The organism is Thermochromatium tepidum ATCC 43061 (genome assembly GCF_009664085.1).
Lineage (GTDB): Bacteria > Pseudomonadota > Gammaproteobacteria > Chromatiales > Chromatiaceae > Thermochromatium > Thermochromatium tepidum.
In genome coordinates, this window is the sequence record NZ_CP039268.1 from 2,070,378 (window position 1) to 2,096,174 (window position 25,797).

Annotated in this window: 28 protein-coding genes and 1 pseudogene; 11 read left to right on the top strand and 18 right to left on the bottom strand. The window is 63.6% G+C overall.

Annotated elements, in window-relative coordinates; all coding sequences use genetic code 11:
• Positions 1–4 precede the first annotated feature (4 nt).
• The 4 genes from E6P07_RS09515 to fdxB are packed head-to-tail and all read left to right on the top strand — an operon-like array spanning position 5 to position 1,510.
• On the top strand, positions 5–427 hold the full coding sequence (locus E6P07_RS09515) for a NifB/NifX family molybdenum-iron cluster-binding protein (protein WP_281346814.1): 423 nt from the start codon (positions 5–7) through the stop codon (positions 425–427).
• Positions 424–768 carry a SoxR reducing system RseC family protein gene (locus E6P07_RS09520; RefSeq protein ID WP_153975385.1) on the top strand — a complete coding sequence of 115 codons (345 nt, stop codon included), beginning with the start codon at positions 424–426 and terminating at the stop codon, positions 766–768. Before E6P07_RS09515 ends, E6P07_RS09520 begins: the two co-directional genes overlap by 4 nt.
• Positions 765–1,214, top strand: a complete 450-nt coding sequence (locus tag E6P07_RS09525; RefSeq protein WP_153975386.1) for a NifX-associated nitrogen fixation protein — start codon at positions 765–767, stop codon at positions 1,212–1,214. Before E6P07_RS09520 ends, E6P07_RS09525 begins: the two co-directional genes overlap by 4 nt.
• A complete protein-coding gene (gene fdxB, locus E6P07_RS09530) occupies positions 1,211–1,510 on the top strand; it encodes a ferredoxin III, nif-specific (RefSeq protein WP_153975387.1) in 300 nt (99 codons plus the stop codon). Before E6P07_RS09525 ends, fdxB begins: the two co-directional genes overlap by 4 nt.
• 15 nt (positions 1,511–1,525) lie before the next feature.
• Here the strand turns inward: fdxB and nifA are convergent, their stop codons facing one another.
• Both nifA and nifL read right to left on the bottom strand, forming a co-directional pair.
• Complete coding sequence (gene nifA, locus E6P07_RS09535) at positions 1,526–3,037, bottom strand: nif-specific transcriptional activator NifA (RefSeq protein WP_153975388.1); 1,512 nt, start codon at positions 3,035–3,037, stop codon at positions 1,526–1,528.
• A complete protein-coding gene (gene nifL / locus E6P07_RS09540) occupies positions 3,034–4,560 on the bottom strand; it encodes a nitrogen fixation negative regulator NifL (protein ID WP_153975389.1) in 1,527 nt (508 codons plus the stop codon). The genes nifA and nifL overlap by 4 nt, the downstream gene beginning before the upstream one ends.
• Positions 4,561–4,898: 338 nt before the next feature.
• Between nifL and rsxA the strand changes: the two genes are divergently transcribed.
• From rsxA to E6P07_RS09575, 7 genes are all read left to right on the top strand, one after another.
• Positions 4,899–5,480, top strand: a complete 582-nt coding sequence (rsxA, locus tag E6P07_RS09545; RefSeq protein WP_153975390.1) for an electron transport complex subunit RsxA — start codon at positions 4,899–4,901, stop codon at positions 5,478–5,480.
• Positions 5,471–6,028, top strand: coding sequence for an RnfABCDGE type electron transport complex subunit B (locus E6P07_RS09550; RefSeq protein ID WP_246172812.1), 558 nt, complete (start codon positions 5,471–5,473; stop codon positions 6,026–6,028). Before rsxA ends, E6P07_RS09550 begins: the two co-directional genes overlap by 10 nt.
• Positions 6,025–7,539, top strand: coding sequence for an electron transport complex subunit RsxC (gene rsxC / locus E6P07_RS09555; protein ID WP_153975392.1), 1,515 nt, complete (start codon positions 6,025–6,027; stop codon positions 7,537–7,539). Before E6P07_RS09550 ends, rsxC begins: the two co-directional genes overlap by 4 nt.
• The gene (locus E6P07_RS09560; protein ID WP_153975393.1) at positions 7,536–8,630 is read left to right on the top strand and encodes an RnfABCDGE type electron transport complex subunit D; all 1,095 of its coding nucleotides are present in this window, start codon (positions 7,536–7,538) and stop codon (positions 8,628–8,630) included. Before rsxC ends, E6P07_RS09560 begins: the two co-directional genes overlap by 4 nt.
• Positions 8,627–9,238: an electron transport complex subunit RsxG gene (gene rsxG / locus E6P07_RS09565; protein ID WP_153975394.1), complete on the top strand. Its 612-nt coding sequence runs from the start codon at positions 8,627–8,629 to the stop codon at positions 9,236–9,238. The genes E6P07_RS09560 and rsxG overlap by 4 nt, the downstream gene beginning before the upstream one ends.
• 250 nt (positions 9,239–9,488) lie before the next feature.
• Positions 9,489–10,130, top strand: coding sequence for an electron transport complex subunit E (locus E6P07_RS09570; protein WP_153975395.1), 642 nt, complete (start codon positions 9,489–9,491; stop codon positions 10,128–10,130).
• Between the two features lie 11 nt (positions 10,131–10,141).
• Positions 10,142–10,417 carry an RnfH family protein gene (locus E6P07_RS09575; RefSeq protein ID WP_153975396.1) on the top strand — a complete coding sequence of 92 codons (276 nt, stop codon included), beginning with the start codon at positions 10,142–10,144 and terminating at the stop codon, positions 10,415–10,417.
• Position 10,418: 1 nt separating this feature from the next.
• On the opposite strand, the gene E6P07_RS09580 is transcribed toward E6P07_RS09575, so the two are convergent.
• From E6P07_RS09580 to hflK, 16 genes and pseudogenes are all read right to left on the bottom strand, one after another.
• Positions 10,419–10,892, bottom strand: a complete 474-nt coding sequence (locus E6P07_RS09580) for a nitrogen fixation protein NifZ (protein ID WP_153975397.1) — start codon at positions 10,890–10,892, stop codon at positions 10,419–10,421.
• Between the two features lie 178 nt (positions 10,893–11,070).
• Positions 11,071–11,334 carry a helix-turn-helix domain-containing protein gene (locus E6P07_RS09585; RefSeq protein ID WP_153975398.1) on the bottom strand — a complete coding sequence of 88 codons (264 nt, stop codon included), beginning with the start codon at positions 11,332–11,334 and terminating at the stop codon, positions 11,071–11,073.
• 91 nt (positions 11,335–11,425) lie between these two features.
• Positions 11,426–11,767: a nitrogenase-stabilizing/protective protein NifW gene (locus E6P07_RS09590; protein ID WP_153975399.1), complete on the bottom strand. Its 342-nt coding sequence runs from the start codon at positions 11,765–11,767 to the stop codon at positions 11,426–11,428.
• Positions 11,754–12,920 (bottom strand): homocitrate synthase, encoded by a 1,167-nt coding sequence (nifV, locus tag E6P07_RS09595; protein WP_153975400.1) that lies wholly within the window; start codon positions 12,918–12,920, stop codon positions 11,754–11,756. Before nifV ends, E6P07_RS09590 begins: the two co-directional genes overlap by 14 nt.
• A 414-nt stretch (positions 12,921–13,334) precedes the next feature.
• Complete coding sequence (thpR, locus tag E6P07_RS09600; RefSeq protein WP_153975401.1) at positions 13,335–13,865, bottom strand: RNA 2',3'-cyclic phosphodiesterase; 531 nt, start codon at positions 13,863–13,865, stop codon at positions 13,335–13,337.
• Positions 13,866–13,934: 69 nt separating this feature from the next.
• On the bottom strand, positions 13,935–14,555 hold the full coding sequence (locus tag E6P07_RS09605) for a hypothetical protein (protein ID WP_153975402.1): 621 nt from the start codon (positions 14,553–14,555) through the stop codon (positions 13,935–13,937).
• Positions 14,556–14,605: 50 nt separating this feature from the next.
• Positions 14,606–15,277: a hypothetical protein gene (locus tag E6P07_RS09610; RefSeq protein ID WP_153975403.1), complete on the bottom strand. Its 672-nt coding sequence runs from the start codon at positions 15,275–15,277 to the stop codon at positions 14,606–14,608.
• A 269-nt stretch (positions 15,278–15,546) separates the two neighbouring features.
• Positions 15,547–16,836 (bottom strand): adenosylmethionine--8-amino-7-oxononanoate transaminase, encoded by a 1,290-nt coding sequence (gene bioA / locus E6P07_RS09615; RefSeq protein ID WP_153975404.1) that lies wholly within the window; start codon positions 16,834–16,836, stop codon positions 15,547–15,549.
• On the bottom strand, positions 16,836–18,272 hold the full coding sequence (locus E6P07_RS09620; protein WP_153975405.1) for a GTPase/DUF3482 domain-containing protein: 1,437 nt from the start codon (positions 18,270–18,272) through the stop codon (positions 16,836–16,838). Before E6P07_RS09620 ends, bioA begins: the two co-directional genes overlap by 1 nt.
• On the bottom strand, positions 18,272–19,135 hold the full coding sequence (locus tag E6P07_RS14065) for a DUF2868 domain-containing protein (RefSeq protein WP_425505164.1): 864 nt from the start codon (positions 19,133–19,135) through the stop codon (positions 18,272–18,274). The genes E6P07_RS09620 and E6P07_RS14065 overlap by 1 nt, the downstream gene beginning before the upstream one ends.
• A gap of 327 nt (positions 19,136–19,462) precedes the next feature.
• A pseudogene (locus E6P07_RS14070) lies at positions 19,463–20,650 on the bottom strand (DUF2868 domain-containing protein); the annotation flags it as partial.
• A gap of 160 nt (positions 20,651–20,810) precedes the next feature.
• Positions 20,811–22,106, bottom strand: a complete 1,296-nt coding sequence (locus tag E6P07_RS09630) for an adenylosuccinate synthase (protein WP_153975407.1) — start codon at positions 22,104–22,106, stop codon at positions 20,811–20,813.
• A 49-nt stretch (positions 22,107–22,155) separates the two neighbouring features.
• On the bottom strand, positions 22,156–23,352 hold the full coding sequence (locus tag E6P07_RS09635) for an ATP phosphoribosyltransferase regulatory subunit (RefSeq protein ID WP_211363098.1): 1,197 nt from the start codon (positions 23,350–23,352) through the stop codon (positions 22,156–22,158).
• 30 nt (positions 23,353–23,382) lie between these two features.
• Entirely contained in the window at positions 23,383–23,565 is a 183-nt protein-coding gene (locus E6P07_RS09640; RefSeq protein WP_153975408.1) for a DUF2065 domain-containing protein, read from the bottom strand.
• 148 nt (positions 23,566–23,713) lie between these two features.
• Positions 23,714–24,595 carry a protease modulator HflC gene (gene hflC / locus E6P07_RS09645; RefSeq protein WP_153975409.1) on the bottom strand — a complete coding sequence of 294 codons (882 nt, stop codon included), beginning with the start codon at positions 24,593–24,595 and terminating at the stop codon, positions 23,714–23,716.
• Entirely contained in the window at positions 24,595–25,764 is a 1,170-nt protein-coding gene (gene hflK / locus E6P07_RS09650) for an FtsH protease activity modulator HflK (protein WP_153975410.1), read from the bottom strand. Before hflK ends, hflC begins: the two co-directional genes overlap by 1 nt.
• Between the last annotated feature and the right edge of the window lie 33 nt (positions 25,765–25,797).

Below are 25,797 nucleotides of genomic sequence, written 5' to 3' on the forward strand. Positions count from 1 at the left end.
CGCGATGCTGAGGATCGCCTTCGCCAGCGCCGACCGAATCAGGGTCGATGAGCACTTCGGCATGACCAGAGGGCTCGTCATCTATGACCTGGACGACAAACGGGCCCAATGCGTCGCCGTGGTCGAGTTCCCCATCAAGGACTCGGGCCATCACGACGAAGGTCGGCTTGCCGCGCGCATCGCCGCGCTCGATGGGTGTACCGCCGTGTATTGTGCGGCGATCGGCGGGTCAGCCATACGGCAATTGCTCGCCCGTGGCATCCAGCCCATCCGTCTCAAGGCGCCTGAGCCGATCGAGACGATCCTCGCCGAGCTGCGCACCTCCATCCGCTTGGGAGGCGTACCCTGGATCGAGACCGCGCTCGGCAAACACACGTCAGATCCGGATCGCTTCGCACGCATGATCGCGGAGGGTTGGGAAGGATGAAGACCCTGACCCCTGTCGGCCAGATCCCCATGCGCGAGACTCGGCCAGCCTGGACCGGCTGTGCCGGCTGCCTCAGCCAGGGTCGCTGCGGGAGTGCGCAGGCCTTTAGTCCCCCTGAGGAAGCAGGTCCTGCCGTCACCCCGCCGCCCAGACTGATCCGGGGCGCCGCCCTGGCCTATCTCGTCCCGGCCACCGCCATGCTGATCGGCGCCGTGCTCGGCGCCGGGGCAGGCGATGCAGCAGCGGCAACGGGCGCGGTTTGCGGCTTGATGTCAGGCCTTTTGCTCCTGCGCCGCCTTGCCACCACCCTATCCATCCAAGCTCGGAGAGAGGATCGATGATCGAGGACCCAATCTATCAGACCGCCTTTATCAAAGAGATGATCCGCCAATTGCGTGCCCTCGATCAGCATGGCTTGTGGGATGGTCTGCCCAACGAGGCGCTGTTCGAGCCGCTGCTCCTGACCCAGGAACGCAAGGCCGAGATCCCCCTGATCGGCAACCCAGATACCAAGACCATCGCCCGTTTGCAGGCCTTTTACAACGCCATCGCCGTGCTGATCGAGCAGGAGTGCGGACGGATGGCCACGGCGCTCATCACGCTGAACGACGAGGGGTTCGGGCGCGCCCTGATCATCGTCGGCAAGCTGGTGGCCGTCGACAAGACCCTGCGCGATGCGCATCGCTTCGGTTTTGCCTCGCTCTCGAAGATGAAGACCGAGGCCGACGCGCTGCTCGCCGTGGCCTTGGAGCGCATCGGCACCTATCCAGAGGTGGCAGGGCTATGACCCCAAATACCCTGAGCGCCTATACCCGCGGTGGCACCCCCTGGATCCCGACCTATGTCGAATCCATCGATCCCAGACGCTGTATCGGGTGTGGGCGGTGCTTCAAGGTCTGTTCGCGCGCCGTGCTCGCGCTGGTCGAACGGGAGGCCAGCGAGTCGTTGGAGGAGGACGATGACTGGGATGATGACGCAGAGACCACTGCCCTGATGACCGTGCGCGATCCCATGGATTGCATCGGCTGCGGCGCCTGTGGGCGCACCTGTCCCAAGGGGTGTTTCACCTTCAGCACGCCCTAAGGACCGGCGCCGGCCTCAAAACTGTTTGACCTCGATGCCGAGCGTCTGGATGCGATAGGCGATCTGGCGCGGGGTCATCCCCAAAAGGCGCGCCGCCTTGGCCTGGACCCAGCCGGCCTTTTCGAGCGCAGCGATGATGCGTTCGCGCTCAGACGGCTCTCCCACGTCTGAGTCTGTCTTAAGGTCATTGGTCGGCGTCGCCCGGACCGGCTGGGCCGCGGGTGCGCGCCCGAGCTGGATCAGTTCGGCACCAATCGAACCGTTCTCCGACATCACCGCCGCCCGTTCGAGACAGTTTTCCAGCTCGCGCACATTTCCCGGCCAAGAATATTGCATCAGACGGCGGATGGCCCCCTCGTGCAGCACCAGTGGCCGCCCCTGTTGTTTGGCGATCTGCTCGATCAGATGACGCGCCAGATCCGGGATGTCCTCGCTCCGTTCGCGCAGGGGTGGGAGCACGATGGGCATGACATTGAGCCGATAATAGAGATCCTCCCGGAACTGTCCCGAGGCCACGGCGGACTCAAGGTCGCGATGGGTGGCCGCGATGACCCGTACATCCACCTTGAGGGTGCGGGTACTGCCGACCCGCTCGAACTCCCCTTCCTGGAGCACGCGCAATAGCTTGACCTGGAAACTCGGCGAGATCTCACCGATCTCATCGAGGAACAGGGTCCCGCTATCGGCGGCCTCAAACCGTCCCTTGCGCGTGCCGATCGCACCGGTAAAGGCCCCCTTTTCGTGGCCAAAGAGCTCGGACTCGAGCAGGTTTTCGGGTAGGGCGGCGCAGTTGAGCCGGACATAGGGGCCGCGGGCACGCGGCGAGTTGTAATGGATGGCGCTGGCGATCAGTTCCTTGCCGGTACCGGTCTCGCCGCGGATGAGCACCGTGGTGTTCCACTTGGCCACCAGGCGCACCTGTTCGAAGACCCGCCGCATCCCGATCGAGCGCCCGACGATATTCTCGAAGCCATAACGACTGCGCAGGGTGCGGCGCAAGGCGTCGCGCTCGTCGGCGATCCATTGGCGTTCCTGATCGACCTCGAGCGCAAGCCGCACGTTCTGACCGATCAGGTTGGCGATCATCTCGACGAACCTGGTCTGGGCCTCGAGCCCGCTCACCGCCTCGGGTTGAACGGCAAGTACCCCGAGTGTCCGGCCATTGGCCGTGATGGGTGTCGCGATCAGGGGGCGCTCTGGGTCATAGATCCCCAGACGATTCAAGAAACGTGGGTCATGCCCCAGGCGCGGTACGGCCAGGGTCGTGCCGCGTTCAAACACCGACCCCAGGACCCCCTCGCCGCTTTGATAGCGGACAGGGGCAAAGCGCGTGGCATCAGGGGCCCCCTGAAGCATGGTGATCGCCAGCTCGTCGCCATCGCCCGCAATGACGCTGATCAGCCCGTGACCAAGCCCGGCCTCGGCCAGGACATCCAGGACCTCGCGCAGGGTCTGGCGATAGTCGAGCGAGCGCGACAATACCTCGCTGACCCGGTACAGGGTCTCGATGCTAGCCCCCTCGCTCATTCCGTCTCACCCTCGGCCTGTTCCGGGAGGATGACGCGCACCCGGCAGCCGCCCGTGGCCCCGGGGTCGATCGCGAGGGTTCCACCATGGTCGGTGACGATCTGCTGGGCGATTGCAAGACCAGTCCCGGCATGGCGCGGCTTGGTGGTGAAAAAAGGCTCGAAGACCTTGAGCCTGAGATCGGGTGCGATCCCAGGGCCGGTATCGCCGATACAGACCTCGATGCTGTTGGGCGGACCGACGAGCTGCAGGGTGGTGAGGGTCAATTCCCGCGTCTGCCAGCCCTTGGTGTTCATCGACTCGATGGCATTGTCGATCAGGGCCTTGAAGAGGGCGCGCAGTCGATTGGGATATCCCCGCACCCTCGCCAGGACCGCCTGCGGCTGCCAATTGACGGTCACCCCCGCCGCCAGGAGGCGTCCCGTCGATAGATCGAGTACCTCGCGCAACAAGGCATTCACATTGACTGGTGTCAGGGCCTCGGGCAGGGGATCGGGGATGGCCTGTCGGAGGGTCTCGAGCGCCTGTCGCCCTGCCGCCAGGACGGAGGTCAAGGCCGCTGTCATGGGGTCGTGCTGATCGCGCCTAGTCTGCATCGTCACCACCGAGGCGAGCATATTGAGTGGTCCTTCCATCTGATAGAGCGCCGCCAAAAACCCCTCGCGCAGTGCCTCGATGCGATTCTCCTCGGCCATTAACGCCTGAAGGGCCGCCAGACGCGCCTGTTCGTGCTGGGCCTTTTGCCGGGTGATCTCTTTGATGATGAGCAAGAGATAGAGGTTGCCCTTGGGCCCAAAAAAGGCATCGGCCTCCTCATCGAGACGCTTGACCCAGGTACCGGTGCACGAGAGCCAACGCGGTGCCCTCCCGCCCAGCGGATCGATGCGGATCTCGAGGTCGGAGAACGCCAGGGCCCCATCTCGAGCTGGACCGAGTCGATACCCGAGGTCGATGCGCACCGCATCGAGGATCAGTCGCGCCGGTTCAGTCATCCCCAGCTCGGCCGTCAGCCTTTGGTACTCAAGGTTATCGAGCACCACACAATCCTCGCCGTCGAGCAAGGCGATCGCCAGGGGGGCCGAATCGATCACCGACTCGATCAGCGCCTTTTGGTTGTTGACCCGACACTCGAGCCGATGGAGTTCGGTGACGTCGCGATGGATCCCGAGATAGTTCTGGATCTGGCCCAGGGTATTCGACACCGGGATGATCAGGAGCTCGGCCAGATATTCAGACCCATCCTTGCGTCGATTGACGAGCCGCCCCTTCCAGCTCTGGCCGGAGCCGATCCGTTGCCACAGCTCGGCATAGAGCGCACGCGGCGTGGTCTTGGCCGAGAGTATGGACGGGTTACGCCCGAGCGCCTCGACGGCGCTATAGCCGGTCACCCGTTCAAAGGCGGGATTCACATACAGGATGTTTGCCTGGCGATCCGTGATCGAGACCGCGATGTCAGCCTGGGCCACGGCCTCGCGAAAGGCAGACTCGTAGATAAGGGGCAGTGTCTGGTCGGCAGTCTTCATTGACTTGATGATCTGAATCGCGAACTTTTCAATCTCGTCGAGGATCGGCATCCATAGGACGACGCCTAATGTATGCAAATTTCATACGTCATTAACCATTCCCGAGCCCCCATCTACTCCAACCCCAGCCCTGTTTGAAAGCCGACAAAGGTCGAGATAATCCCTGTTCGAAAACCAACAAACGGTCGGCGCTCTCGTCCAGGCCCAGAGGCTCGGCGTCGTGCGGAAATCGACCAGGGGTCGGAATCCAGTCATCCTGTCGGGGTCTTTCTGGATCTGGCACGAAATACGCTTGGACTCAGGACGTCAAGGGTCTCTCTTAAGGACACAGAGCTGCCATGAGCGAATACTGGGCCGTACTCGTGACCACTATACTGGTCAACAACGTGGTCTTGACCAAATTCTTGGGTCTTTGTCCCTTCATGGGCGTCTCCCGGGGGGTCGAGAGCGCGCTCGGGATGGGGCTAGCCACCACCTTCGTCATAACGCTCGCCGCCGCCCTGACCTGGATGCTCGATCATTGGCTGCTACAGCCCCTGGATCTGGGGTTCGTACGTCTCCTCACCTTCATCCTGGTCATTGCCGCCGCCGTGCAGTTCGTCGAGCTGTTGATCAAAAAGACCAGCCCTGAGCTGTATCGGGCGCTCGGTATCTATCTACCCTTGATCACGACCAATTGTGCGGTGATCGGGGTGACCCTGATCAACGCCCAGGAAGGGAGTCCATTCGTCTACGCCCTGCTGTACGGCTTTGGGTCGGCCCTGGGGTTCACCTTGGTATTGGTGATCTTCGCCGGGATGCGCGAGCGTCTCGCACTTGCCCGGGTGCCAGCCGCCTTCAAGGGCAGTCCGATCGCCTTCGTGCTCGCCAGCCAATTGGCGCTCGCCTTTATGGGCTTTACCGGGTTGTCATGGCGATGATCACGCTCGACCTCATGACCGCCATCCTCTCCCTGACGGGGCTCGGACTGATCCTGGGATTGGGACTGGGTCTGGCCGCTCGGGTCTTTGCCGTCGCAGAAGAGGGCCAGGTGAGCGCACTGCTTGCGTTGCTGCCCGGAACCAATTGCGGTCAGTGTGGGTTTGCCGGCTGTCTCGGGGCGGCCGAGGCGCTCGCCTCCGGTCGCGCCGGACCCAGATTGTGTCCAGCGGGCGGGGCCACACTGGTGCCGCTTCTGGCCAAACACCTGGGGCTCGAACTCGAGGACGCCGGGCATGATGAGGGCCCGCGGATCGCCGTCATCAAGGAATCGCTGTGCACGGGCTGCTGTCGCTGTCTGAAGGTCTGTACCACCGACGGCATCGTCGGCGCGGCGAAACAGATCCACGTCGTGCTGCGCGAGGCCTGTATGGGCTGTGGCGCCTGCGCCGAGCGCTGTCCAACCGGAGCAATCCAGCTCGAACCCATGCCAGTCAGCCTGCAACACTGGATATGGCCTAAACCTAAACCGGAACTGGCACTCAGATGAGACTGCGCAAGGTCTTTCCCAGTCCCCGCTGGGGGGTCCATCCACCAGACCGCAAACGGCCCGCCGCCGACCTGCCGCTGCGCGTCTTGCCACTCCCTGAGCGACTCTTCGTGCCGCTCCAGCAGCACATCGGTACCCCGGCGCGCCCGATCGTGCGCGCCGGTCAAAGGGTTCTTAAGGGTCAGCTCCTCGCCGAACCCCAAGGGACTTTATCGGCGGCCATTCATGCCCCAAGCTCGGGCCAGGTCCTGACCATCGGCGAGGTGACCGCGCCACATCCCTCGGCGCTTCCCATCCCCGCCATCGTCATCGCCTGCGATGGCGAGGAACGCTGGATCGAATCCGATGCCCCGAGCGATCCCTTTGACCTGACGCCGGAGGAGATCAACCGCCGGATCGCGGCGGCCGGCATTGTGGGTCTGGGTGGCGCGACCTTTCCCGCAGCGCTCAAGCTGGGTCTCGGCTACCGCGCCGGCATCCATACCCTGCTCATCAATGGCAGCGAGTGCGAGCCCTATCTGTCCTGCGACGATCGGCTGATGCGCGATAAACCCGAGGCGATCCTCGATGGTGTCCGTCTCATGCTCCAGGCCACGGGTGCCAGACAGGCGCTCATCGGGATCGAGTCGAACAAGCCGGAGGCGATCGCGGCCATGGAACAGGCGGCCCAGCCCTACCCCGAGCTCAGGGTCCGGATCCTCCCGGCCCGCTATCCGATGGGTTCAGAGCGCCATCTGTTTGCGAAACTCACCGGCACCGAGTTACCAGCCGATTGTCGCACCACGGATCTCGGCGTCCTGGTGCACAACGTCGCGACCGCCTATGCCGTGCATCAGGCCTTGCGCCTCGGGCACCCGCTCGTCGAGCGCATCCTCACCCTCAACGGCGGGGCAATCGCCAACCCGGGCAATGTGCGTGTCCCGATCGGGACCTTGGTTGAGACCCTGCTCGAGATGGACGAACTGAACGAGACACCGGCGCGCCTGATCATGGGTGGACCGATGATGGGCCAGTCTCTGCCCCATGCCCGCGTCCCAGTGGTCAAGGGAACGAGCGGCCTCCTGGCGCTGACCGCGGCCGAGACGGCGTTCGGTACGCCGCGTCCTTGTATCCGCTGCGCCTCCTGCGCCCGTGCCTGTCCGATGAACCTCTTGCCAATGGAGATGGCAGCACGCATCGGCGCCGACGATCTAGACGGCGCGGTCGAGTTGGGGCTCAAGGACTGTCTGGCCTGTGGCTGCTGCGCCTATGTCTGCCCGGCCCATCTCCCCCTGGTGCAGTCTTTCAATCATGCCAAGGGTGCGCTTGCCGCGCGCGAGCGGGCGCGACTGCGCACCGAATCCGCCCGCCGTCTCGCCGCGGCGCGCGCCGAGCGGCTCGAACGCGAGGCGCGTGAACGGGCCGAGGCCGCTGCCAGACGCAAGACCGAGCGTGCCCTGCGCGCCACCAAGGATCCGACACCGACCATAACAGACCCTAGCGCCCCCGAACGCCAGGCGGAGGTGGTATGAGCCAGTTTTCCTTGGTGAGCGCCCCACTCGCGGCGCCACATACCCACGGCGGCGAAGGGGTCGGCACGATCATGCGCAAGGTGATGCTGGCGCTGACACCGGCGACCCTGTTTGCCTTCTGGCTCTATGGCTGGCCGGCCGTCCATCTGTGGTGGATCACGGTCTTGGCGTCGGTACTCGGCGAGGGGCTCGCGGTGCGTGCGATGGGGGGGCGGGTCTGGGCAACCCTGGGGGATGGTTCGGCCATCCTCACGGGTTGGATCCTGGCCCTGTCGTTGCCGCCCTGGGCGCCCTGGTGGATCGGGGCCAGCGGTGGACTCTTTGCCACCATCCTCGGCAAACAGGTCTTCGGAGGGCTTGGCTGCAACCTCTTCAATCCGGCGATGATCGCCCGGGTGGCGCTTTTGATCTCGTTCCCGGTCCACATGACTCAGATGGTCGAGCCCCTACCCCTTGGTTCCACCGGGGCACCGGACTTTGTCGCCGGGCTGCGCCTTATCTTCTTCGGTGGGCCCGAGTTCGATGCCGTCTCCAGCGCCACCCTCCTTTCTCACACCAAGGCCGAGTTTTCACGAGGTCTGGATCTGATCCAGCAAGGGGTCAGCCTGCCCTCAGTCCTGGGGATCCAGGCCGGCAGTCTCGGCGAGACCTCGGCGCTGTTGATCGCGCTGGGCGGAGTGGTGCTGCTGGGGTGGCGAGTGATCTCCTGGCCTATCCCCCTGGCCATGTTGACCGGGCTTGCAGTGCCGGCCCTGATCGCCCATGCGCTCGATCCAGCCCGTTATCTGGATGCTGCAACCCATCTCTTGTCGGGTGCGGCCGTGCTCGGGGCCTTTTTCATCGCCACCGATTCTGTCACCTCGCCGAACACCCGCCCCGGGCAGTTGGTCTTCGGTCTCGGTTGCGGTCTCCTGACCTGGATCATCCGGACCTATGGAAGTTATCCCGAAGGGGTCGCCTTTGCGGTGCTCTTGATGAATGCCACCACGCCGCTCATCGATCGCTGGATCCGTCCTCGGATCTATGGCCGGGATCGCCGTGGTCGGGCACTCGAGCCATCACACCCCGACTCAAAGGGGGATCAGCGATGAGCCGGCTCGTGGTCTGGCGCGAACACCTCGGTTATCAGGGACTGTCGCTGGCCCTGATGGCGCTGGTCGCCAGCGCTGCGCTGGTGATCGGCGATCGGTTGACCGCGCCTGCGATTGAGGTCGCCGAGCGACGGGACTTCAGCGCCTCGCTCGCCCAGGTCCTGCCGCCAGGCAGCTACGACAATGACCTGCTACAGGATCAGGTGCAGATCACACCCCCGGATCAGCGCCCCGTAACCCTCTATCGGGCGCGTCTGGGCCAGAGGATCACCGGTGTCGTCTTCAAGACGAGCGCCCGCGGTTATGCCGGCGACATCCAGTTGGTGCTGGGGATAGATCCTGAAGGGCGACTCCTCGGGGTCCAGGTCACCAAGCACAGCGAGACACCTGGCCTGGGCGATAAGATCGAACGGAACAAATCCAATTGGGTCTTGGCCTTCACTGGTAAGTCACTCGGCGATCCAGCACCCGAGCGCTGGGCCGTCAAGAAGGACGGCGGGGTATTCGATCAATTCACCGGCGCGACCATCACGCCGCGCGCCACGGTGAAGGCCATTAAGCTGGGGCTCGAGTTCTTCGCTGCCCACCGTCAGGAGATCCTCCAGTAAACAACCCTCGACTGAAGTCGAAGGCTTTATTGTGAGACGCAGCAAACATGGTTGACCACATCCCCAACATTGGGCGTGTTTACAGCCGCCCTTGGCAGCGGGGCTCCGCTGCCAATCCGGGCCAGGTTTTGACTGGCGTTGCAGTCGGCGTGCGCCCGGAGACCACACTGTCTTATACACCACATGGTGCGCTTCGCGCACCCGCCATTCCTCCCGCGACTCAAGTCGCGGGTTTCCTTGCGGAGGGTCTATGAAGGCGCGCCAGATCTTCAGTGAAGGGTTATGGGGAAACAACGTGATCCTCGCCCAGATGCTAGCCCTATGTCCGACCATGGCCGTCACCACCACAGGTACGAATGGTCTGGGTCTAGGTCTGGCGACCACGGCGGTGTTGATCGGAAGCAATGTGGCCGTCTCTGCGATCCGACACCTGGTCAGCCCTCAGGTGCGCATCCCGATCTTCATCGTGCTCATTGCGACCCTGGTCACGCTCATGGATCTCGCCCTCAATGCCTGGCTGCATGATCTCTACCAGGTGCTCGGGCTCTTCATCGCCTTGATCGTTGCCAATTGTGCCATCCTGGGACGCGCCGAGTCGTTCGCCTCCAAGTCGTCGCTGGGGGCCGCGGCGCTCGATGGTCTGGCGATGGGTCTGGGGTTCACCTGGGCCCTGACCCTGATCGGTCTCATCCGCGAGCTTCTCGGGAGCGGGACCCTGTTTGCTCAGGCCAGTCTGCTCCTAGGCCAGGGGTTTGCCGTGCTCGAGACCAGGGTCTGGCCCGACTTCGAAGGCGTGTTGTTGATGATCCTGCCGCCGGGTGGCTTCTTGGTCGTCGGGTTGCTGCTGGCCGCCCGGCGCGCTTGGGAACTCAAACAGGCGGCGTCGAACTGAAGAGGACTGCGATGCAGATCAGTGTCGTCTATGCCGAACCGGTCGATCAGATCTGGTTGGCGCTCGAGGTGCCAGAGGGAAGCACGGCACGCGAGGCCATCGAGTGCTCCGGGATCTTAAACCAGTTCCCCTGGATCGATCTCGAGACTCAGAAGGTGGGTGTCTTCGGCAAGATCATCCCGCTCGACACCCCCCTGCGTCCAGGCGATCGGGTCGAGATCTACCGCCCGATCCTCTGCGACCCCCAAAGCGTCCCACGCCGAGAGGGTCTGGGAGAAGAGGCCTAGATTAAAGGGCCTCAGGGTCCGAGGCCGAACTACCTGTGCCGTCCAGCGCCGATTCGGGGACGGCAAAGACCCGCCCAGGCTGACACCCGAAATGGACATGGTAGAGCGGTGGCTGGGAGGTCCGGATCACCTTGAGGACCTGACCCTCAGCCGCCATTGGCACCACGACCTCGCCCTGGATGACCAAGGACCGCGCCGCGCGCACCTGCTCTCGGGCCTCGAACCGGCTCGCGACCCAGGGGTCATCGGCAGCGATCAATTCGTACTCACGACAGCCGACGGTCCGCCCCGACTCCAGAAAATGCACGGCGTAGACGATCTGGTCCTGCAGGAAACGACCGAGATCGACCACCTGACCACACTGACCAGGTCGGACCAGGATCTCGCCTCGGGCTACCCCCGGATAGGTCCCGTCGTTGCGCAGGGTGCGGATCAGCCGCACCTCGTCCCCAATCTGCCACTTGGCATCGAGCATCGCCTATCCTCCGTTCCATCAGACTGACTCATTTCTGCTCAGGCAGTGGGAGGATCGCGCCTGAAGGCGCTCCTACCCCACCCACGCCTCCCGTAGGAGCGGCTTTAGCCGTGATCTTGGTGGTCGATGCGGGGATGGGCGCCGCGATCGCGCCTCAAGGCGCCCCTAAAGACCCGCCTCACCTAAGGATCGCCCGTTGCGGGGCGCACTGGGTCACCTCCAGCATCCAGGGGAACTGCTCGCGCTCGATGGCGTTCAATTGGCGACCCAGCACCCCTTCCGAGGGCTTGGGCAGGCTGTTATCCTGCTTCCAGGCCTCGTACTGACGCTTCCATTCAGCCAAGACCCAGTTGGAGGCGAAGCGCGCCACGTCGGCGGCTTTTTTGAAGTCGGTCGCCTGTCGGTCGTTCGGGTCAAGCGCGATCTTGTGGGCGAGGATCATGGGTCCTTCGGTGTGATCATGCGAGAGACGGGTTGAATGCAGGCAAAGACGCAAGAGTACGAAAGAATGGGCAAGTCATTCAGGAGCTGCGCTAGCCCTCCGCTCGTCCAGGGCGAGGGTTCCTAGCCGCTAGATCCGCCATGAGATCTGCCACAGGGACCTCAGCGATGATGCGCCGTGGTACGCCCAGCGCCCGTCCGCTACCGGCAGGCCGGTGCAGACACTCCTCATAAGCACGGGTCAGTAAGCGTTGGTAGTCATCGGGTCCGGGTTCGCCCTCGCCTGTCCGGTACGCCTCGAGATGATCATGAAACCGTTTGAGGATCTGGATCCGCGCCACTCTCACGACCTCAGGGTCGTAATCGACCCCAAAGTATTCGAGAAAGTCTTCGGCCGAGACCAGGCCAGGGAGGATCCGTTTAGGGATCGGCATGCTGTCGCTCCTGGGATTCCGTAAGACAACGCCAGTGGGCCATGAGCTCAGCGTCGGTCGGCGGACGTTTGGTCTTGGCGACCTGAACCCGAATCCTGGCAAGCAAACGCACGGCCTCCTGTGGGCCCATCTGGATCCCTAAGCGACCCATCACGGCCTGGACCGCATGGGTCCCCGAATGCTTACCCAACACAAAGCGATGGCTACGCCCGACGAGTGACGGATCAAAGCCTTGATAGTTGGAGGGGTGTTTGAGCAGGCCATCGACATGGATGCCGGATTCGTGGGTAAAAGCCCCATCGCCAACGACGCTCTTGTGCCAAGGGATCGGGCGCCCTGCCGCTGTAGCGGCCCGTTGGGCGGCCTCTGGGAGACGGCGCAGATCGATCCCGGTGACGATCCCATAACAACACTCGAGCGCCAGCACGACCTCTTCGAGCGGGGCATTGCCCGCCCTTTCACCGAGTCCGATCAGGGTCGTATTGAGATGGGTCGCACCTGCCTTGGCAGCGGCGAGTGTATTCGCGGTGGCCAGACCGAGGTCGTCATGGGCGTGCATCTCGAGCTCTAGGTCGGTGTGACGCCGCAGCTCGGCGATGCGCGCATAGACCCCGAAGGGTTCAAGGATGCCCAGGGTATCGGCAAAGCGGAAGCGACGGGCACCGGCACGCTCTATCACCTCGATGACCTGGAGCAGGAATTGAGGATCGGCGCGTGAGGCGTCCTCACCCCCGATGCAGACCTCAAATCCCAGCTCGAGCCCTTGGTCGATGCGACGCGGGATCTGATCCAGTAACCAAACACGGTCGCGCCCAAGCTTATGACGCAGGTGTTGATCCGAGACCGGTACCGAGATGTTGATCAGAGGCACGCCGAGTCCGGCGCAGGCGGCGATGTCGCGCGCCTGTAGGCGGCTCCAGACCATCAGGCGCGGCCTTAACCTCTGGTCGACCAGGGCGCGGATGTCATCACGCTCCATCTCGCCCATCGCCGGGATGCCGACCTCCATCTCGGGGACGCCGAGCGCATCGAGCTCACAGGCAAGGGCGAGCTTCTCGGCGCGCGTAAAGGCCACACCTGCCGACTGCTCGCCATCGCGCAGGGTCGTGTCATTGATGATCATGGCCGATTGGCTCTTTGCGAACTGTCTCATGCTGACGAGATCAAAAGCAATAGAAATGCCAGAAATCTAATTGCTTTTAAATCAATCGCTTGAATCAAGACAGCCCAAACCCGGGGTCGCAAAGGCGACACAGCTTAGGGGTGTGGTGCGACCTGTAAACAACCCTCGACTGAAGTCGAAGGCTTTATTGTGAGACGCAGCAAACATGGTTGACCACATCCCCAACATTGGGCGTGTTTACAGCCGCCCTTGGCAGCGGGGCGCCGCTGCCAATCCGGGCCAGGTTTCGACTGGCGTTGCAGTCGGCGTGCGCCCGGAGACCACACTGTATTATACACCACATGGTGCGCTTCGCGCACCCGCCATTCCTCCCGCGACTCAAGTCGCGGGTTTCCTTGCGGAGGGTCTATGACATGAAACCTAACCGAGTTCAGCCGATCCAGGTCAAGGCGCACCGCAAGGATAGCGGCGCTGGATGCGATAGCCTGGTCTTGCACCAGCGATGCCAAAGGCCAGGACCAGTTCGCGCACCGTCCAGGTGATGGGGGACTGGAATCGCCGCGCGGGCGCGGCGCGTACCCGGCGCGCCAAGGTCAGATGGGGGCGATAGGGCCTAGACTCGGGGACGATCCCGCAGGCCGCCAAAGCCGACTGGAGGTCGGCGACCAGGTGTGCCAGGGGTTCAGGGGTATGGTCTGGACCGCACCACAACACCTGCGCGTGAGGGAAGCGATCGATCTGCGTGAGGCTGACCTCAAAGGGGGCGGTATGGGCCGCGATGGCGATGGGGACGGTCTCAACGCACGCCAGCCGCTCGGGCGCGAGTTCGCCCAAAAAGACCAGGGTCAGGTGCCAGTCGAGCGGATGGGTCGCCCGGCCCGGTAGCGGCCCGAGCCTAGACACTTGGCGCTCGAGTGCGGTACGTGCCTGGGCATCCGGCCAGATCGCAAGAAACCAGCGGTCAGCCATTGCCATTCCGGGGCTCTAGGGAGAGGCGCAATCAAGCCATGGAGGGCGTCTTTCAGCCTCTCCGCATTCATCGGGTTAATCGAGCGAATCAGCCGCAGGACCCGGCCGCCTGTCCTTGCGCCGCGGCAGGGCCGGCGTCTCCTCGGCGACCGCGATCACCTGGAGGGCGCGCTCCTCGGCGGCAAGCCGCTTGGCGGCGATCGTCTTCTCCTGACGCGCCCGCACCGTATAGCCGAGCGCCGCACCCCCCGCCGCCGCCACAGTCGCCAATCCCAGCGTCATGAACTGGGCCAGCATCATGGCAACCCCAACACCGACCGCCCCGCCGACCACCACGCCGGTCTTGAGGCTCAGGCCCGCCGCGGCACGCCTCCGCGCCCTGGCCACCAGATCGGCGGCCTCGCGCGTGGCCTTGACGCGCACCTGCTCGGCACGCAGCCGGATCTTTTCGCGCTCCTTGGAATGACGCTCGCTGACGCGCGAGACCGTGCGGTGCCGATCGGCCACGACGATAGTATTGAACCAGAGCGCCGCCATCACCGCGATCACTGTGCCAAGGAGCGCGAATAGCGGCCAGGTCGTCATCCAGTTCGTCTGGAGCGCGGTGTAGATCAAAAGGACCGTGAACCCTTGCAACAGCAGGATCCCGATCAGAAAGCGGATGAAGCTACCGAGACCAGAGGGAATGAGATTCATGGTTACAAACCATTGAAAGTATTGAAAATATACTGGCGCAACCGACCGACTCAGAGCGAAAAGATCCAGCCTCGCCCGTCTGCAAGCTGCAGCTGGTGCGCCAACTCGAGCAGACGCCGGCGCAGGGCCGAGAGGCTTTCGGGACGACCGCTCAGCTCGGGCGGAATGTCGCGGTCATAGGCATCGATGAGGGTGTAGAGATGCTCGGGCCCGAGACCGGACAGATCCGCGATCAGTCGCGGGGCCGCGCGGTCCAGGGGCAACAGGCTCGGCTCCAGCCCGGTCACCAGAAAGGGACCAGCGCCGCGCTCGATCCGCGCGGCCAGACGTGCCTGTCCGCGTTGCCGCAGGAATTCGCTGACCTGAAGACGCATCAAATTCGAGAGATCGACGGCGACCAGCTTCACAAGCGGCGCCATCGGCGAGCGACCGGCACGGATCGGGACGAGGAAGACATGTGCCGCGGTGCTCGGTCCCTCGGTTGCATCGGGCGTAACGACATAGGTCTCGATCATCCTGAAGAGCTCACTGTGACGTGCCCGAGCGTTGCCGCTTGAGTGCTCAAAGCCGGCCCCGAGCAACACGAAGGTATAGAGGCCATAGCCCGGCAGGGCGTCCTCGAAGAGCTGGTTGAGCGCCAGATCGGTCACGAGCTGGACACCCCGCCCCGCCGATGGGACATAGAGCATCCCATAACTGGCTGCATCCGAGTCGACATCCATTCCCAGTGTCGAGGCGGGTGGCCGAGCCTCATCGCGCTCATATCGCGGAACCGTCGCCTTCTCCACGATCGAGTCGGGCCGCGCGAGTGTCGCCTCGGAATGGAATGTCGTCGGCACCAGGGACGAGGTTGCGGCGCATCCGATGAGGATCAGCGCCAACAGCACAGTGAGCGGCCATCGCGCCATCTGAAACGTGCGAGCACGCGAAGCGAATCTCATGCAAAAGAGGCCAAGCTGTCGAAAGCGCCCCATGATACAGACCAGGACGTTCAAAATCCCGACCGCGCGTCGACGACCGCGACCACAGCGGCACAGAGCTGCGCCAACTGGGCGTCCGAGATCACATAGGGCGGCATCAGATAGACCAGACGCCCGAAGGGACGCACCCAGACCCCGGCCTCGACCAGACGGCGTTGGATCTCGGGCATCGCCACCGGATGTTCGAGCTCGACCACGCCGATCCCGCCGAGCACCCGGACCTCGGCCACACCTGGAAGCCCGCGACAGGGCGCAAGCCCCGCCGCAAGACCGCGTTCGAGGCGCCGAATGGTGGCCGACCAGTCCTGGGACAGCAAGAGTTCGATGCTGGCATTGGCCACGGCACAGGCGAGCGGATTGGCCATGAAGGTTGGGCCGTGCATGAAGACCCCAGGCTTGCCGGAGGAGATCCCCTCGGCAACCCTGCGGCTTGCGAGTGTGGCGGCCAGGGTCAGATAGCCGCCGGTGAGGGCCTTGCCCAGGGTCAGGATGTCCGGGGCGATCCCAGCGTGTTCGCAGGCAAACAGCCGCCCCGTACGTCCAAAACCGGTGGCGATCTCATCGGCGATCAGGAGTACATCGAACTGGTCGCAGAGTTCGCGGACCCGGCGTAGATACTCGGCGCTATAAAACCGCATCCCCCCGGCCCCCTGGACAATGGGTTCCAGGATCACGGCGGCCAGCTCATCCCGGTGGTGTTCGATCAGGGTGGCGAAAGGCGCGATGTCGTCATCGGTGCAGGGGTCGCCGAAGCCACAGCTCGGTGCCGGGGCAAAGAGCTGCTGGGGCAGCGCCCGCTTGAACAGGTGGTGCATACCCGTGACTGGATCGCATACCGACATGGCATGCCAGGTGTCGCCGTGATAGCCGGAGCGGATGGTCAGGAGTCGATGACGTTCGGGCCGCCCAGCGGCGATCCAGTACTGGAGCGCCATCTTGATCGCGACCTCGACCGCGACCGATCCGGAATCGCACAGAAAGACGTGCTGGAGTGACCCTGGGGTCAGTTCGACCAATGAACGCACCAGACGGATCGCCGGCTCGTGGGTCAGACCGCCGAACATCACATGGGCCATGCGTTCGAGCTGATCGCGCACCGCCTGATTGAGCACCGGGTGGTTGTAGCCATGGATGGCGCACCACCAGGAGGCCATGCCGTCGATCAGGATACGCCCGTCCATGAGCTCGATCTCGCAGCCGTGCGCCGCGCGCACCGCATAGACCGGATCCGGATCGAGCATCGAGGTATAGGGATGCCAGGCGTGGGCCCGGTCGATGGCGAGGAGCTCGTCTTGGGTCATCACAGGTCGCTACGACTGTCGATCTCGCTCAGGGACACGCCGCGTAGCAGACCCTTTAGGATGTCGCCACAAGCGGCCTCGTGACTGGATTGGCGACCGCGTCTGGCGTCATTGAAGAAGCGCACCAGCTCACGCTGATCCTGGGCGCTCAGCTCCTCGGTGAAGCCCTTAGGACGGATCTCGCGATCCGGTACCCGGTTGGGATCGTCCTCGTCGGCGGCCTGGCGTCCATGGGCCCAGTTCATGGCGCGCGCACTATACAGGATGATGCGATCGAGCAGTACAAAGGGAAAGCGCGGATTGGAGACCGGCCCGATGGTATAGACCTGGGTATTGGGCGCGCGCTCGATGTTCAGCTTGGCCAGCGCCTTGCCGCCGACTACGCCCAGCACGCCGCCGACCACCCCGCCTAAGAAGGCGCCTGCGCCGAGCGAATGGCCGGCGAGCGCCAGGTCTAGGGTCACACCCGAGGCCGCACCAGCCGCCACGCCGGCCATCGCCAGCTGACGACGCGAGAGTCCAAGCGCCTCGCTGACCTCCTCGGAGAGCAGATCCTGACTCAGGAGTGAATCAGGCGGGATATCCCAGACATTGTGCCTGAAATTGGCGCGGATGTGCTCCCGGGCCTCGAGCTCCAGCCGACGCAGACCGTCCTCGAACTCGGCCGTGATCTCGGCCTTGACCCGGTCGCGACCACTCTGGAAGATGACCTTGCTGCTCTTGACTGTCTTCGACACCCTATAGCTCAGCGCCTGCTTGAGCAGGTCGAGGATGGTGCTCACGGCCTGATCGATGCGCCGCTCCCAGTCATGGGCGAAGGCATCAATCGCCCGCTCGAGCATCGGCTCCCAGCGTTGATCGATACTCTTGAGCGCATTGAGCAAACGCATGCGCTCGTCGTAGGTGGCGCGATGGGCATTGAACTCGCGCACCGAGTTGAAGGCCTTACTCAAGACGTCGCGCCACTGGTTGATGTAGCGATCCTGACGGGTCAGATTGTTGAGGATCGCCATCCGCGGACGCCCGATGAGTCGCAACAGCTCGATCTCGACTCGATCCTTCTCTTTGATGCGCTTGGAGCCATCGACCACCAGGATGATCCCGGCGCCCTGGGCGACCGGCTCCATCAGTTCTACGTCATGGGCATAGATCGGATCGCCGCGATGCGCCTCGACGAAGGCGCGTGCCAGATTCGGGGTGTCCTCATGGGCCTGAAACCACTCCAGGATGGCGTTGGGATTCTGGAACCCGGGCGTATCGATGAACTCGATGACCGTCCGTCCATCGATCACCACGGGATAGACATCGGACTTGGTCGTGGTCCCAGAGCGCTTGTCGATCGCGATGCGGTCGTTCTCGGTCAGGGTTGCGACCACAGAGGACTTGCCCGCGTTTGGGTTACCCATGATCGCCAGGCGGGGAATCTCTTCCGTCATCAGTCTTCTCCATCCTCGGCGGGTGGATTCAACATCTCCAGACGCAGATAGGGATCTGCCATCTGTTCGATCTTGGACTGCCAGTCACGATAGTCGAGGGCGCGCAGCGGCGGCAATCGATCGTCGTCGTCCGGATCGCCGATCAAGGCCAGGAGCATCTGAGCCCGAGTACCGGCGGCAGCGCGCAGCTCACGCAGGAAGAGCAGATCCTCGGTGAGCGGCGGCTGCGAGCCGTCCTGGATCACGGCAATTCGGGGTGGCGGGGCCTGCCAGTCGCCGTTCTCGATGAGGGAGCGTGCGCGCGCCATCATCTGGCTTCCAGCGCCGAAGATCGACTGGGCACCCACGCGCCAGCCGCTGAGATCGTGAAGCAATTGCTCCAAGCGGGGTCGATCCTCGGGTTCGAGCACATCATCGACATCGACATGAAGGAGCAGCAGACAGGCGTCCGGTGCGTAGCTTAAGCCGTCTGCATGCCGGACTGGTGTCGGCTCGGGCCCAGGCTCAGGCTCAGGCTCAGGCCCAGGCTCAGGCTCAGGCTCAGGCTCAGGCCCAGGCTCAGGCTCAGGCTCAGGCTCAGGCTCAGGCTCAGGCTCAGGCTCAGGCAAAGAGTGTGGCTCGACAGGCGTCTCGGGGCGAGGCTCGGGTTCCGGTTCCAGCAGTAATTCGGGTTCGGGTCTTGACTGAGCAGGTGCGCCTTCTGTCTCGGGCCGGGATGACGCCTCCTGCGCCAGGGCGACATCCTGAAGCTCAGGCGTTGGCTCGGGGTTGGATTCTGGTTCCGACTCGGCTGCAGGCTCAGGTTCGGGCGCGGATACGGGTTCTGAGTCCGCTTGCGGCTCCACGGTCTGGACAGCAGGAATCTCCGCTTCGACAGTGGCGGCGGATTCAGCCTCGGAAACCTCGCGTGTCTCAGCGACTGGAATGACCTCGGCTTCAGGCTCGGATGCCGGTATCTGTGCAGGTTCAGAGGCGACCGCCGCCTTATCGAACACAGGCGGATGGTCCAAGGCCATCGGCTCGGTTTTGGCGGATCTCGCCTCGGTTGGGGCCGTCTCACCACGCTTCGGCAGCTCATCGCGCCAAGGCCGACGGCTCACAGACAGATCGCCGGTCTTCTTGAGCTGGAGTCCGATACGCGGCTTGATCGATCCCGGCATGATCTCTGCCGGGATGTGCATCTCCGAGCCCTGCCCAGCTTCGCCGACATGGGTCTCCAGACGCGGCGTAAGCATCCGCGCATAGAGCGCCTGCAACCGACCCTGGGTGAAGGTCAGACGTTTCAGTGTGAGCTGCTGAGCGATGATCGAGGCGATCAGCAACAACAAACGCGGCAGCAATCCATAGGTGAAGACCGCAAGCACCAGGAACCAGCGCCAGGAACGCAGATGCTCTGGGTTGGGCTGGAAACCTGTGCCGACCACAGTCCATTGCTCCAGATAGATGCGCGACCCCTCGATCTGCTCCAGGGTCGGATAACCTAGCCCCTCGCCGAACAGCCAGCTCCAAGGCACGGCGATCAGACGCACCAGGTCATAGATGGTCTGCGGATGGGCCGCCAGCGAAGTGCCCCAGCCGAAGGCGATATCGGTGAACCATTCGAGCGCGATGGTGGCCAGGATAACGCCCAGGTTGAAGGCGACACCGAACACTTGCAACGGGATCAGCAGGGTCAGGATCGAGAGCGGGCCATAGACGCTGAAGTGAGAACGCACCAGACCCTTGGTGGCCCGCGCACGTTCACGGATCTCCTGGGGCGAGTGGGCTAGATATTGTTCCTGAAGCCAGTGCGCGACCCACTCCAGCGCCGGCAGGATTAGATGGCTCAGGATCCAAGATTCCTCGACCTCGGCTCGACCTCGGCGCAACGCGCGGTGCGCCCAGGTCCAGATCACGCCGACTGAGAGGACAAACTGGACCACCACCAGCAAAAAGACGAACCAGGGCACGCTGACCGGCAGATGCCCATCATAATCAAGCAGGGTCGAGGTCAGACTGATCCCGCCTACGAAGCCCAGGAGCCCCAGGATCCAGAGCGCCAACCGCTGAGCGTGCGCAAAGACAATACCGGGCAGGAGCGGTTTGAGACTCGGATCCTCATCGGCCCGTCGGGCCTTCAGCCACAGCCGCAGACTGAGACGACGATGGCGGGGACTATGGGGTACAGCGCCACCGAGTGCGGGCTCGATACGCTCCAGATAGATGGTGCGATCGCGTTCGGCGAGCGTCTTGCGCCACGAGGGTCGGTCGCGCAACCTGCGTTCATCGGCATCCAGGTAATACTCCAGATCGATGAGATCGGCGGCGGTCCAGTCCGCGACCTTGACGGGCGCGCCCTGGGTACGGCTCGTGTCGTCTTTGGGATGTCGTGGATCCATGGCCTGTGCTTGTCGTTGTCGGCAGCGAAATGCCGCGACCACTCGTGCGGGCGCGGCCCGGAACACCCATGATCCCACAGACGAGGGCTCAATTCACGAGCCAGAGCTTAGGCGATCGCCCCCTGTCCTAGACCACCGTGAACACCGACGCGAATCGCGTTCAGACATCGAACGGATGACGCCGGATCAGGGTCTCCATCCGCTCCGGACCGGTCGAGATCAGATCGATCGGCAGACCGCTGAGCTGTTCGATCGTCTCCAGATAACGGCGTGCGTTGACGGGCAGATCATCCAGACGCTTGACGCCGACCGTCGACTCGCTCCAGCCGGGGCACTCGATGTAGCGCGGCTCGCAGCGCTCGAAGGCGTCTGCACCAACGGGTGGGGTCTCGATGTCCTGGCCGTCGAGGTGGTAACGCGTGCAGATTTTGACTGTCTCCAGGCCATCGAGCACGTCGAGCTTGGTGATGCAGATCCCAGTGACGCTGTTGATGGCGAACGAGCGCTTGAGCGCCACCATGTCGAGCCAGCCGCAGCGACGCTTACGCCCAGTGGTCGCACCGAATTCGTTGCCACGCTGGCCCAGGTGCTCGCCCAGGTCGTCGCGCAGCTCGGTCGGGAAGGGACCGGAACCGACACGCGTGGTATAGGCCTTGACGATCCCGAGCACATAATCGAGATCGCACGGGCCCACGCCGCTGCCGCTCGCCGCACCACCCGCCGTGGTGGTGGACGAGGTGACATAGGGATAGGTGCCGTGGTCGATGTCGAGCAATGCACCCTGCGCGCCCTCAAACAGCACATCCCGACCCTGGGCACGCAGACCATGGAGCACGCCCGGGACATCAACCACCAGCGGACGCAGACGCTCGGCGTATCCCAGGGTCTCGTCGAGCACGGTCTGGATGTCCACGGCCTCGGTCTGGTAGTAATGGACGAGCGCGAAGTTGTGATACTCCATCACCTCGCGTAGGCGCTCCTCGAAGTGCCGTGCGTCGAACAGTTCGCCCAGGCGGATCCCACGGCGCGAGGTCTTGTCCTCGTAGGCCGGGCCGATACCACGCCCCGTGGTGCCAATGGCCTTGGCACCGCGCTTGAGCTCGCGCGCCCGGTCGAGCGCGATGTGGTAGGGCAGGATCAGCGGACAAGCGGCACTGATACCCAGACGCTCGGTCGCAGGCACCCCAGCGCGCTCCAGCATGTCCAGTTCCCCGAACAGCGCCGAGGGCGAGAGCACCACGCCATTGCCAATCAGACACTGCACGTTGTCGCGCAGGACGCCCGAGGGGACCAGATGCAGCACGGTCTTGACCCCATCGATGACCAGGGTATGGCCGGCATTGTGACCCCCCTGAAAGCGGACCACGGCCGCTGCGCGGTCGGTCAAAAGATCCACGACCTTACCCTTGCCCTCATCGCCCCATTGGGTGCCAATCACAACGACGTTATTGCCCATCGATCACGCTTCCAAAATGTATGAAGAGAAAGTTGAGGATCGAGCCGTCTTAAGGCAACGGACGCACCTCCCAGCGCCCGTCACGCGACTCCAGACGCGCCTCACAGCCGAGCTCGCGCGGATCCAGGTCGAGTCCAGGCAACGCTTGGATCACGCGCCGCCCGGAGGCACGCAGGGTCTCAACGATCTCGCGCAAAGTCGGGTCGTTCGACCAGGGCGCCAGGATGGCTCCGGGCTGACGATAACGTTCTTCTAACCCACGGCCATGCTGGAGCAGCCCCTTGAGATCGGTACTAAAGCCGACCGCCGGTCGCGCGCGCCCAAAGACCCGTCCGATGTCGTCGTAACGCCCGCCGCGCGCGACCTCCAGCCCCCAGCCCGGCACAAAGGCGGCAAAGACCACACCGGTCTTGTAGCGATAGCCGCGCAGTTCGGCCAGATCGTAATGGATCGAGACCTCGGGCAGCCAGTGATGGAGCTCCTCGACCAACCGGCGCAGATAGTCGAGCGCCGCGCGGACCGGAGGATCCGCCGCCGCCAGTACCTGAGCCGCACGCTCCAGGGCGTCGTCACCGTTCAATTCAGCCAGGGCCAGCAGCATCCCGGCTGCGGCCCCAGTCAGCCCAAAATCGTCGATCAAGGACTCAATCTCGGGAATCGCCTTGCGCTGAAGCGCGTCGAACAGCCTATGTTCCTGCAGCGCATCGAGTCCGGCCTGACGCGCCAGGCCGCGATAGATGCCGACGTGTCCCAGATCCAGATAGATCTCGCCGATCCCGGCCGTGCGCAATGTCAAAAGCACCAGACGCAGGATCTCGGTATCGCTCTCGATGCCGGCGTGACCATAGATCTCAGCACCGAGCTGTAACGGACTACGGGTGCCGGCGAAGCCGTCCGGGCGCGTATGGAGCACGGTACCAAGGTAACACAGCCGGGTCGGCGCCTCGCGACGCAGATGATGGGCATCCATGCGTGCCACCTGGGGCGTCATGTCGGCACGCACGCCCAGCAGACGTCCGGTGAGCTGGTCGGTGAGCTTGAAGGTCTGGAGATCGAGATCCTGCCCGGTACCGGTCAGGAGCGAATCGAGATAATCGATAAAGGGCGGAATGACCAGCTCATAGCCCCAGCTCGCATAGAGGTCCAGCAGTTCGCGGCGCAGTCCCTCAATGATCCGTGCCTGGGGCGGCAGAACTTCCTCGATACCGGCGGGCAGCAGCCAGCGTTCCTCGTTCAGGGGTAACATGATGACGGTTAGAGAGACAGGGTTTCGGGTTCAGTTGACCAGATACAGCAGTCCGAGACCCGAGATCATGCTGACGAATCCAGCCAGGCGCAGCGAGCGATCGCTTTCGAGCGAGACCATCGCCAGCAGACGCCTAAAACTGGACGGACCGAGGAAGGGCCAGATGCCCTCGATGATGAACACGAGCGAGAGGGCAACCAGGATGTCATGCACGATGATAAAAGGATCCCGCGAGAGTGATCGAGAATCGCCCGGACCGCACCGCACGCCGGGCACGCCAAGGGCCGATATCCTCTCAGAGGTGCACGGATTTGTCCAATGGCTGGAGACCCCGACCGGGCCGGGTCTTCAGCCATTGGGATCAGGGCTGACCGCTCGACTCGCGGAAGAAGCGGAGGAAGTCTGAGTCTGGTTCCAGCACCATGAGGCTACCGCCCTGACCGAAGCTCTGACGATAGGCGGAAAGGCTACGATAGAAGGCGTAGAACTCAGGGGCGGCGTTGAAGGCCCGGGCATAGATCTCGGCCGAACGGGCATCGCCCTCACCGCGAATCTCTTCAGACTCCTTGTAGGCCTCGGCAATGATCACGGTGCGCTGGCGGTCGGCATCGGCGCGGATACGCTCGGCGGCCTCGGCCCCCTTGGCGCGCAGATCGCGTGCCACGCGCTCACGCTCGGCGCGCATCCGCTGATAGACCGAATCACTGACCTCGGGTGGCAGGTCGATCTTCTTGACCCGCACATCGATGACCTCGATCCCCAGATCGGCGGCATTGGCATTGACGTCCCTGGTCAGGGACTCCATCAGCGCCAGCCGGTCGTCCGAGACCACCTCTTGGATGGTGCGCTTGCCGAACTCGTCGCGCAGACTGGTGTTGATGCGCTCGGAGAGCAGGCGGCTGGTGCGTGCATTGTTGCCGCCGGTCGAGCGCAGGAACTGCGCCGGACGCGCGATGCGCCACTTGGCGTAGGAATCGACGATCAAGTCCTTCTTCTCGATCGTCAGGAATCGCTCGGGTTGCGAGTCGAGCGTCTGCAAACGCCGGTCGAACTTGCGGATCTGGTTGAGGAGCGGGATCTTGAAGTGAAGCCCAGGCGCATAGGTATCGGAGACGATCTCACCCAGACGCAGCTTGAGCGCCACCTCGTACTCGCGCACCACGAAGGTGAAGCTGGAGAAGAAGACCACCAGCACCGCCAGACTGATCGGTAGCCAGGTCTTGATCCGGTTGGACTGAGTCATCAGCGCGTCCTCCGCTCACGATCGACCGCCCGCAGCGGCGAATCGACCACCCGTTCGGGCAGTGCCTGGAGGCCATTGCCGACCGACTGAGCGGGCGGATCGGGCTGAGGCATCTGGGACTGTGACTGCCGCATGATCTGATCGATGGGGAGATACATGAGACTGTTGGCACCACTGGTCACGTCAAGCACCACCTTGGCATTTTTGGTCATCACCTCTTCCATCGTCTCCAGATAGAGACGCCGACGGGTGACTTCAGGCGCCTTTTTGTACTCGGCCAGTAGAGCGGAGAAACGCGCGGCCTCACCCTCGGACGAAGCGATCATCCGATCCCGATAGGCCTTGGCATCGGCGATGAGGCGCGCAGCCGCACCACGGGCGTTGGGCAGCACCTCGTTGGCATAGGCCTCGGCCTGATTCTCCAGCCGTTCTTTATCCTCACGCGCCTTGATGGCGTCGTCGAAGGCGGCCTTGACCTGCTCAGGCGGCTTGGCCGGCTGCATATTGACCGAGGTGACGAGCAGGCCGGTCTTGTAGCGGTCTATCAACGCCTGGATGCGATCCTTGATGGTCACGGACACCGCGCCGCGTCCCTCGGTCATGACAAAATCGAGCTTGCTTTGGCCGATGACCACGCGCGCCACAGTGGCGGTGGCGTCATTGAGGGTACGCTCGGGATCCTGATCCTGGAACAGATAGTCGGCGGCATCCTGGATGCGCGACTGGACCGTCAGCTCGACCTCGACGATGTTCTCGTCCCGGGTGAGCATGGCGGCCTTGTAACTCAGGGTCGAGACCTCATCGACATTGACCTTGACCACGGACTCGATCGGCAGCGGGATATGCCAGTGCGGACCCGGCCCTGTGGTATCGACATAGCCTCCAAACCGCATCACCACCCCGCGTTCAGCCGGCTCGACGATATAAATACCACTCGCCAACCAGATGACGGCCAGGATACCAAAGATGACGCCGATGACCTTGGTGCTGAGCCGAGCGCCGCCGCCTCCCGGACGTCTGCCCGTGGGACTTCCATCGCCGCCGAACAGACCACCGAGCCGCTCCTGGAGCTTGCGCACCACCTCGTCAAGATCCGGCGGACCCTGATCACCACCGCCCTTGCCGCTCCAGGGGTCTTTTTGACTGCCACCTGGTTCATTCCAGGCCATAGCTTCTCCGTCTTTCTATTCAGAAGTTTCATC

What these genes read in the sequence shown, in the direction of transcription:
- E6P07_RS09515 (WP_281346814.1), top strand. Translation starts at nt 5, where the DNA reads ATGCTGAGGATCGCCTTCGCCAGCGCCGACCGAATCAGGGTCGATGAG.
- E6P07_RS09520 (WP_153975385.1), top strand. Translation starts at nt 424, where the DNA reads ATGAAGACCCTGACCCCTGTCGGCCAGATCCCCATGCGCGAGACTCGG.
- E6P07_RS09525 (WP_153975386.1), top strand. Translation starts at nt 765, where the DNA reads ATGATCGAGGACCCAATCTATCAGACCGCCTTTATCAAAGAGATGATC.
- fdxB (WP_153975387.1), top strand. Translation starts at nt 1,211, where the DNA reads ATGACCCCAAATACCCTGAGCGCCTATACCCGCGGTGGCACCCCCTGG.
- nifA (WP_153975388.1), bottom strand. Translation starts at nt 3,037, where the DNA reads ATGAGCGAGGGGGCTAGCATCGAGACCCTGTACCGGGTCAGCGAGGTA.
- nifL (WP_153975389.1), bottom strand. Translation starts at nt 4,560, where the DNA reads ATGAAGACTGCCGACCAGACACTGCCCCTTATCTACGAGTCTGCCTTT.
- rsxA (WP_153975390.1), top strand. Translation starts at nt 4,899, where the DNA reads ATGAGCGAATACTGGGCCGTACTCGTGACCACTATACTGGTCAACAAC.
- E6P07_RS09550 (WP_246172812.1), top strand. Translation starts at nt 5,471, where the DNA reads ATGGCGATGATCACGCTCGACCTCATGACCGCCATCCTCTCCCTGACG.
- rsxC (WP_153975392.1), top strand. Translation starts at nt 6,025, where the DNA reads ATGAGACTGCGCAAGGTCTTTCCCAGTCCCCGCTGGGGGGTCCATCCA.
- E6P07_RS09560 (WP_153975393.1), top strand. Translation starts at nt 7,536, where the DNA reads ATGAGCCAGTTTTCCTTGGTGAGCGCCCCACTCGCGGCGCCACATACC.
- rsxG (WP_153975394.1), top strand. Translation starts at nt 8,627, where the DNA reads ATGAGCCGGCTCGTGGTCTGGCGCGAACACCTCGGTTATCAGGGACTG.
- E6P07_RS09570 (WP_153975395.1), top strand. Translation starts at nt 9,489, where the DNA reads ATGAAGGCGCGCCAGATCTTCAGTGAAGGGTTATGGGGAAACAACGTG.
- E6P07_RS09575 (WP_153975396.1), top strand. Translation starts at nt 10,142, where the DNA reads ATGCAGATCAGTGTCGTCTATGCCGAACCGGTCGATCAGATCTGGTTG.
- E6P07_RS09580 (WP_153975397.1), bottom strand. Translation starts at nt 10,892, where the DNA reads ATGCTCGATGCCAAGTGGCAGATTGGGGACGAGGTGCGGCTGATCCGC.
- E6P07_RS09585 (WP_153975398.1), bottom strand. Translation starts at nt 11,334, where the DNA reads ATGATCCTCGCCCACAAGATCGCGCTTGACCCGAACGACCGACAGGCG.
- E6P07_RS09590 (WP_153975399.1), bottom strand. Translation starts at nt 11,767, where the DNA reads ATGCCGATCCCTAAACGGATCCTCCCTGGCCTGGTCTCGGCCGAAGAC.
- nifV (WP_153975400.1), bottom strand. Translation starts at nt 12,920, where the DNA reads ATGAGACAGTTCGCAAAGAGCCAATCGGCCATGATCATCAATGACACG.
- thpR (WP_153975401.1), bottom strand. Translation starts at nt 13,865, where the DNA reads ATGGCAATGGCTGACCGCTGGTTTCTTGCGATCTGGCCGGATGCCCAG.
- E6P07_RS09605 (WP_153975402.1), bottom strand. Translation starts at nt 14,555, where the DNA reads ATGAATCTCATTCCCTCTGGTCTCGGTAGCTTCATCCGCTTTCTGATC.
- E6P07_RS09610 (WP_153975403.1), bottom strand. Translation starts at nt 15,277, where the DNA reads ATGGATGTCGACTCGGATGCAGCCAGTTATGGGATGCTCTATGTCCCA.
- bioA (WP_153975404.1), bottom strand. Translation starts at nt 16,836, where the DNA reads ATGACCCAAGACGAGCTCCTCGCCATCGACCGGGCCCACGCCTGGCAT.
- E6P07_RS09620 (WP_153975405.1), bottom strand. Translation starts at nt 18,272, where the DNA reads ATGACGGAAGAGATTCCCCGCCTGGCGATCATGGGTAACCCAAACGCG.
- E6P07_RS09630 (WP_153975407.1), bottom strand. Translation starts at nt 22,106, where the DNA reads ATGGGCAATAACGTCGTTGTGATTGGCACCCAATGGGGCGATGAGGGC.
- E6P07_RS09635 (WP_211363098.1), bottom strand. Translation starts at nt 23,352, where the DNA reads ATGTTACCCCTGAACGAGGAACGCTGGCTGCTGCCCGCCGGTATCGAG.
- hflC (WP_153975409.1), bottom strand. Translation starts at nt 24,595, where the DNA reads ATGACTCAGTCCAACCGGATCAAGACCTGGCTACCGATCAGTCTGGCG.
- hflK (WP_153975410.1), bottom strand. Translation starts at nt 25,764, where the DNA reads ATGGCCTGGAATGAACCAGGTGGCAGTCAAAAAGACCCCTGGAGCGGC.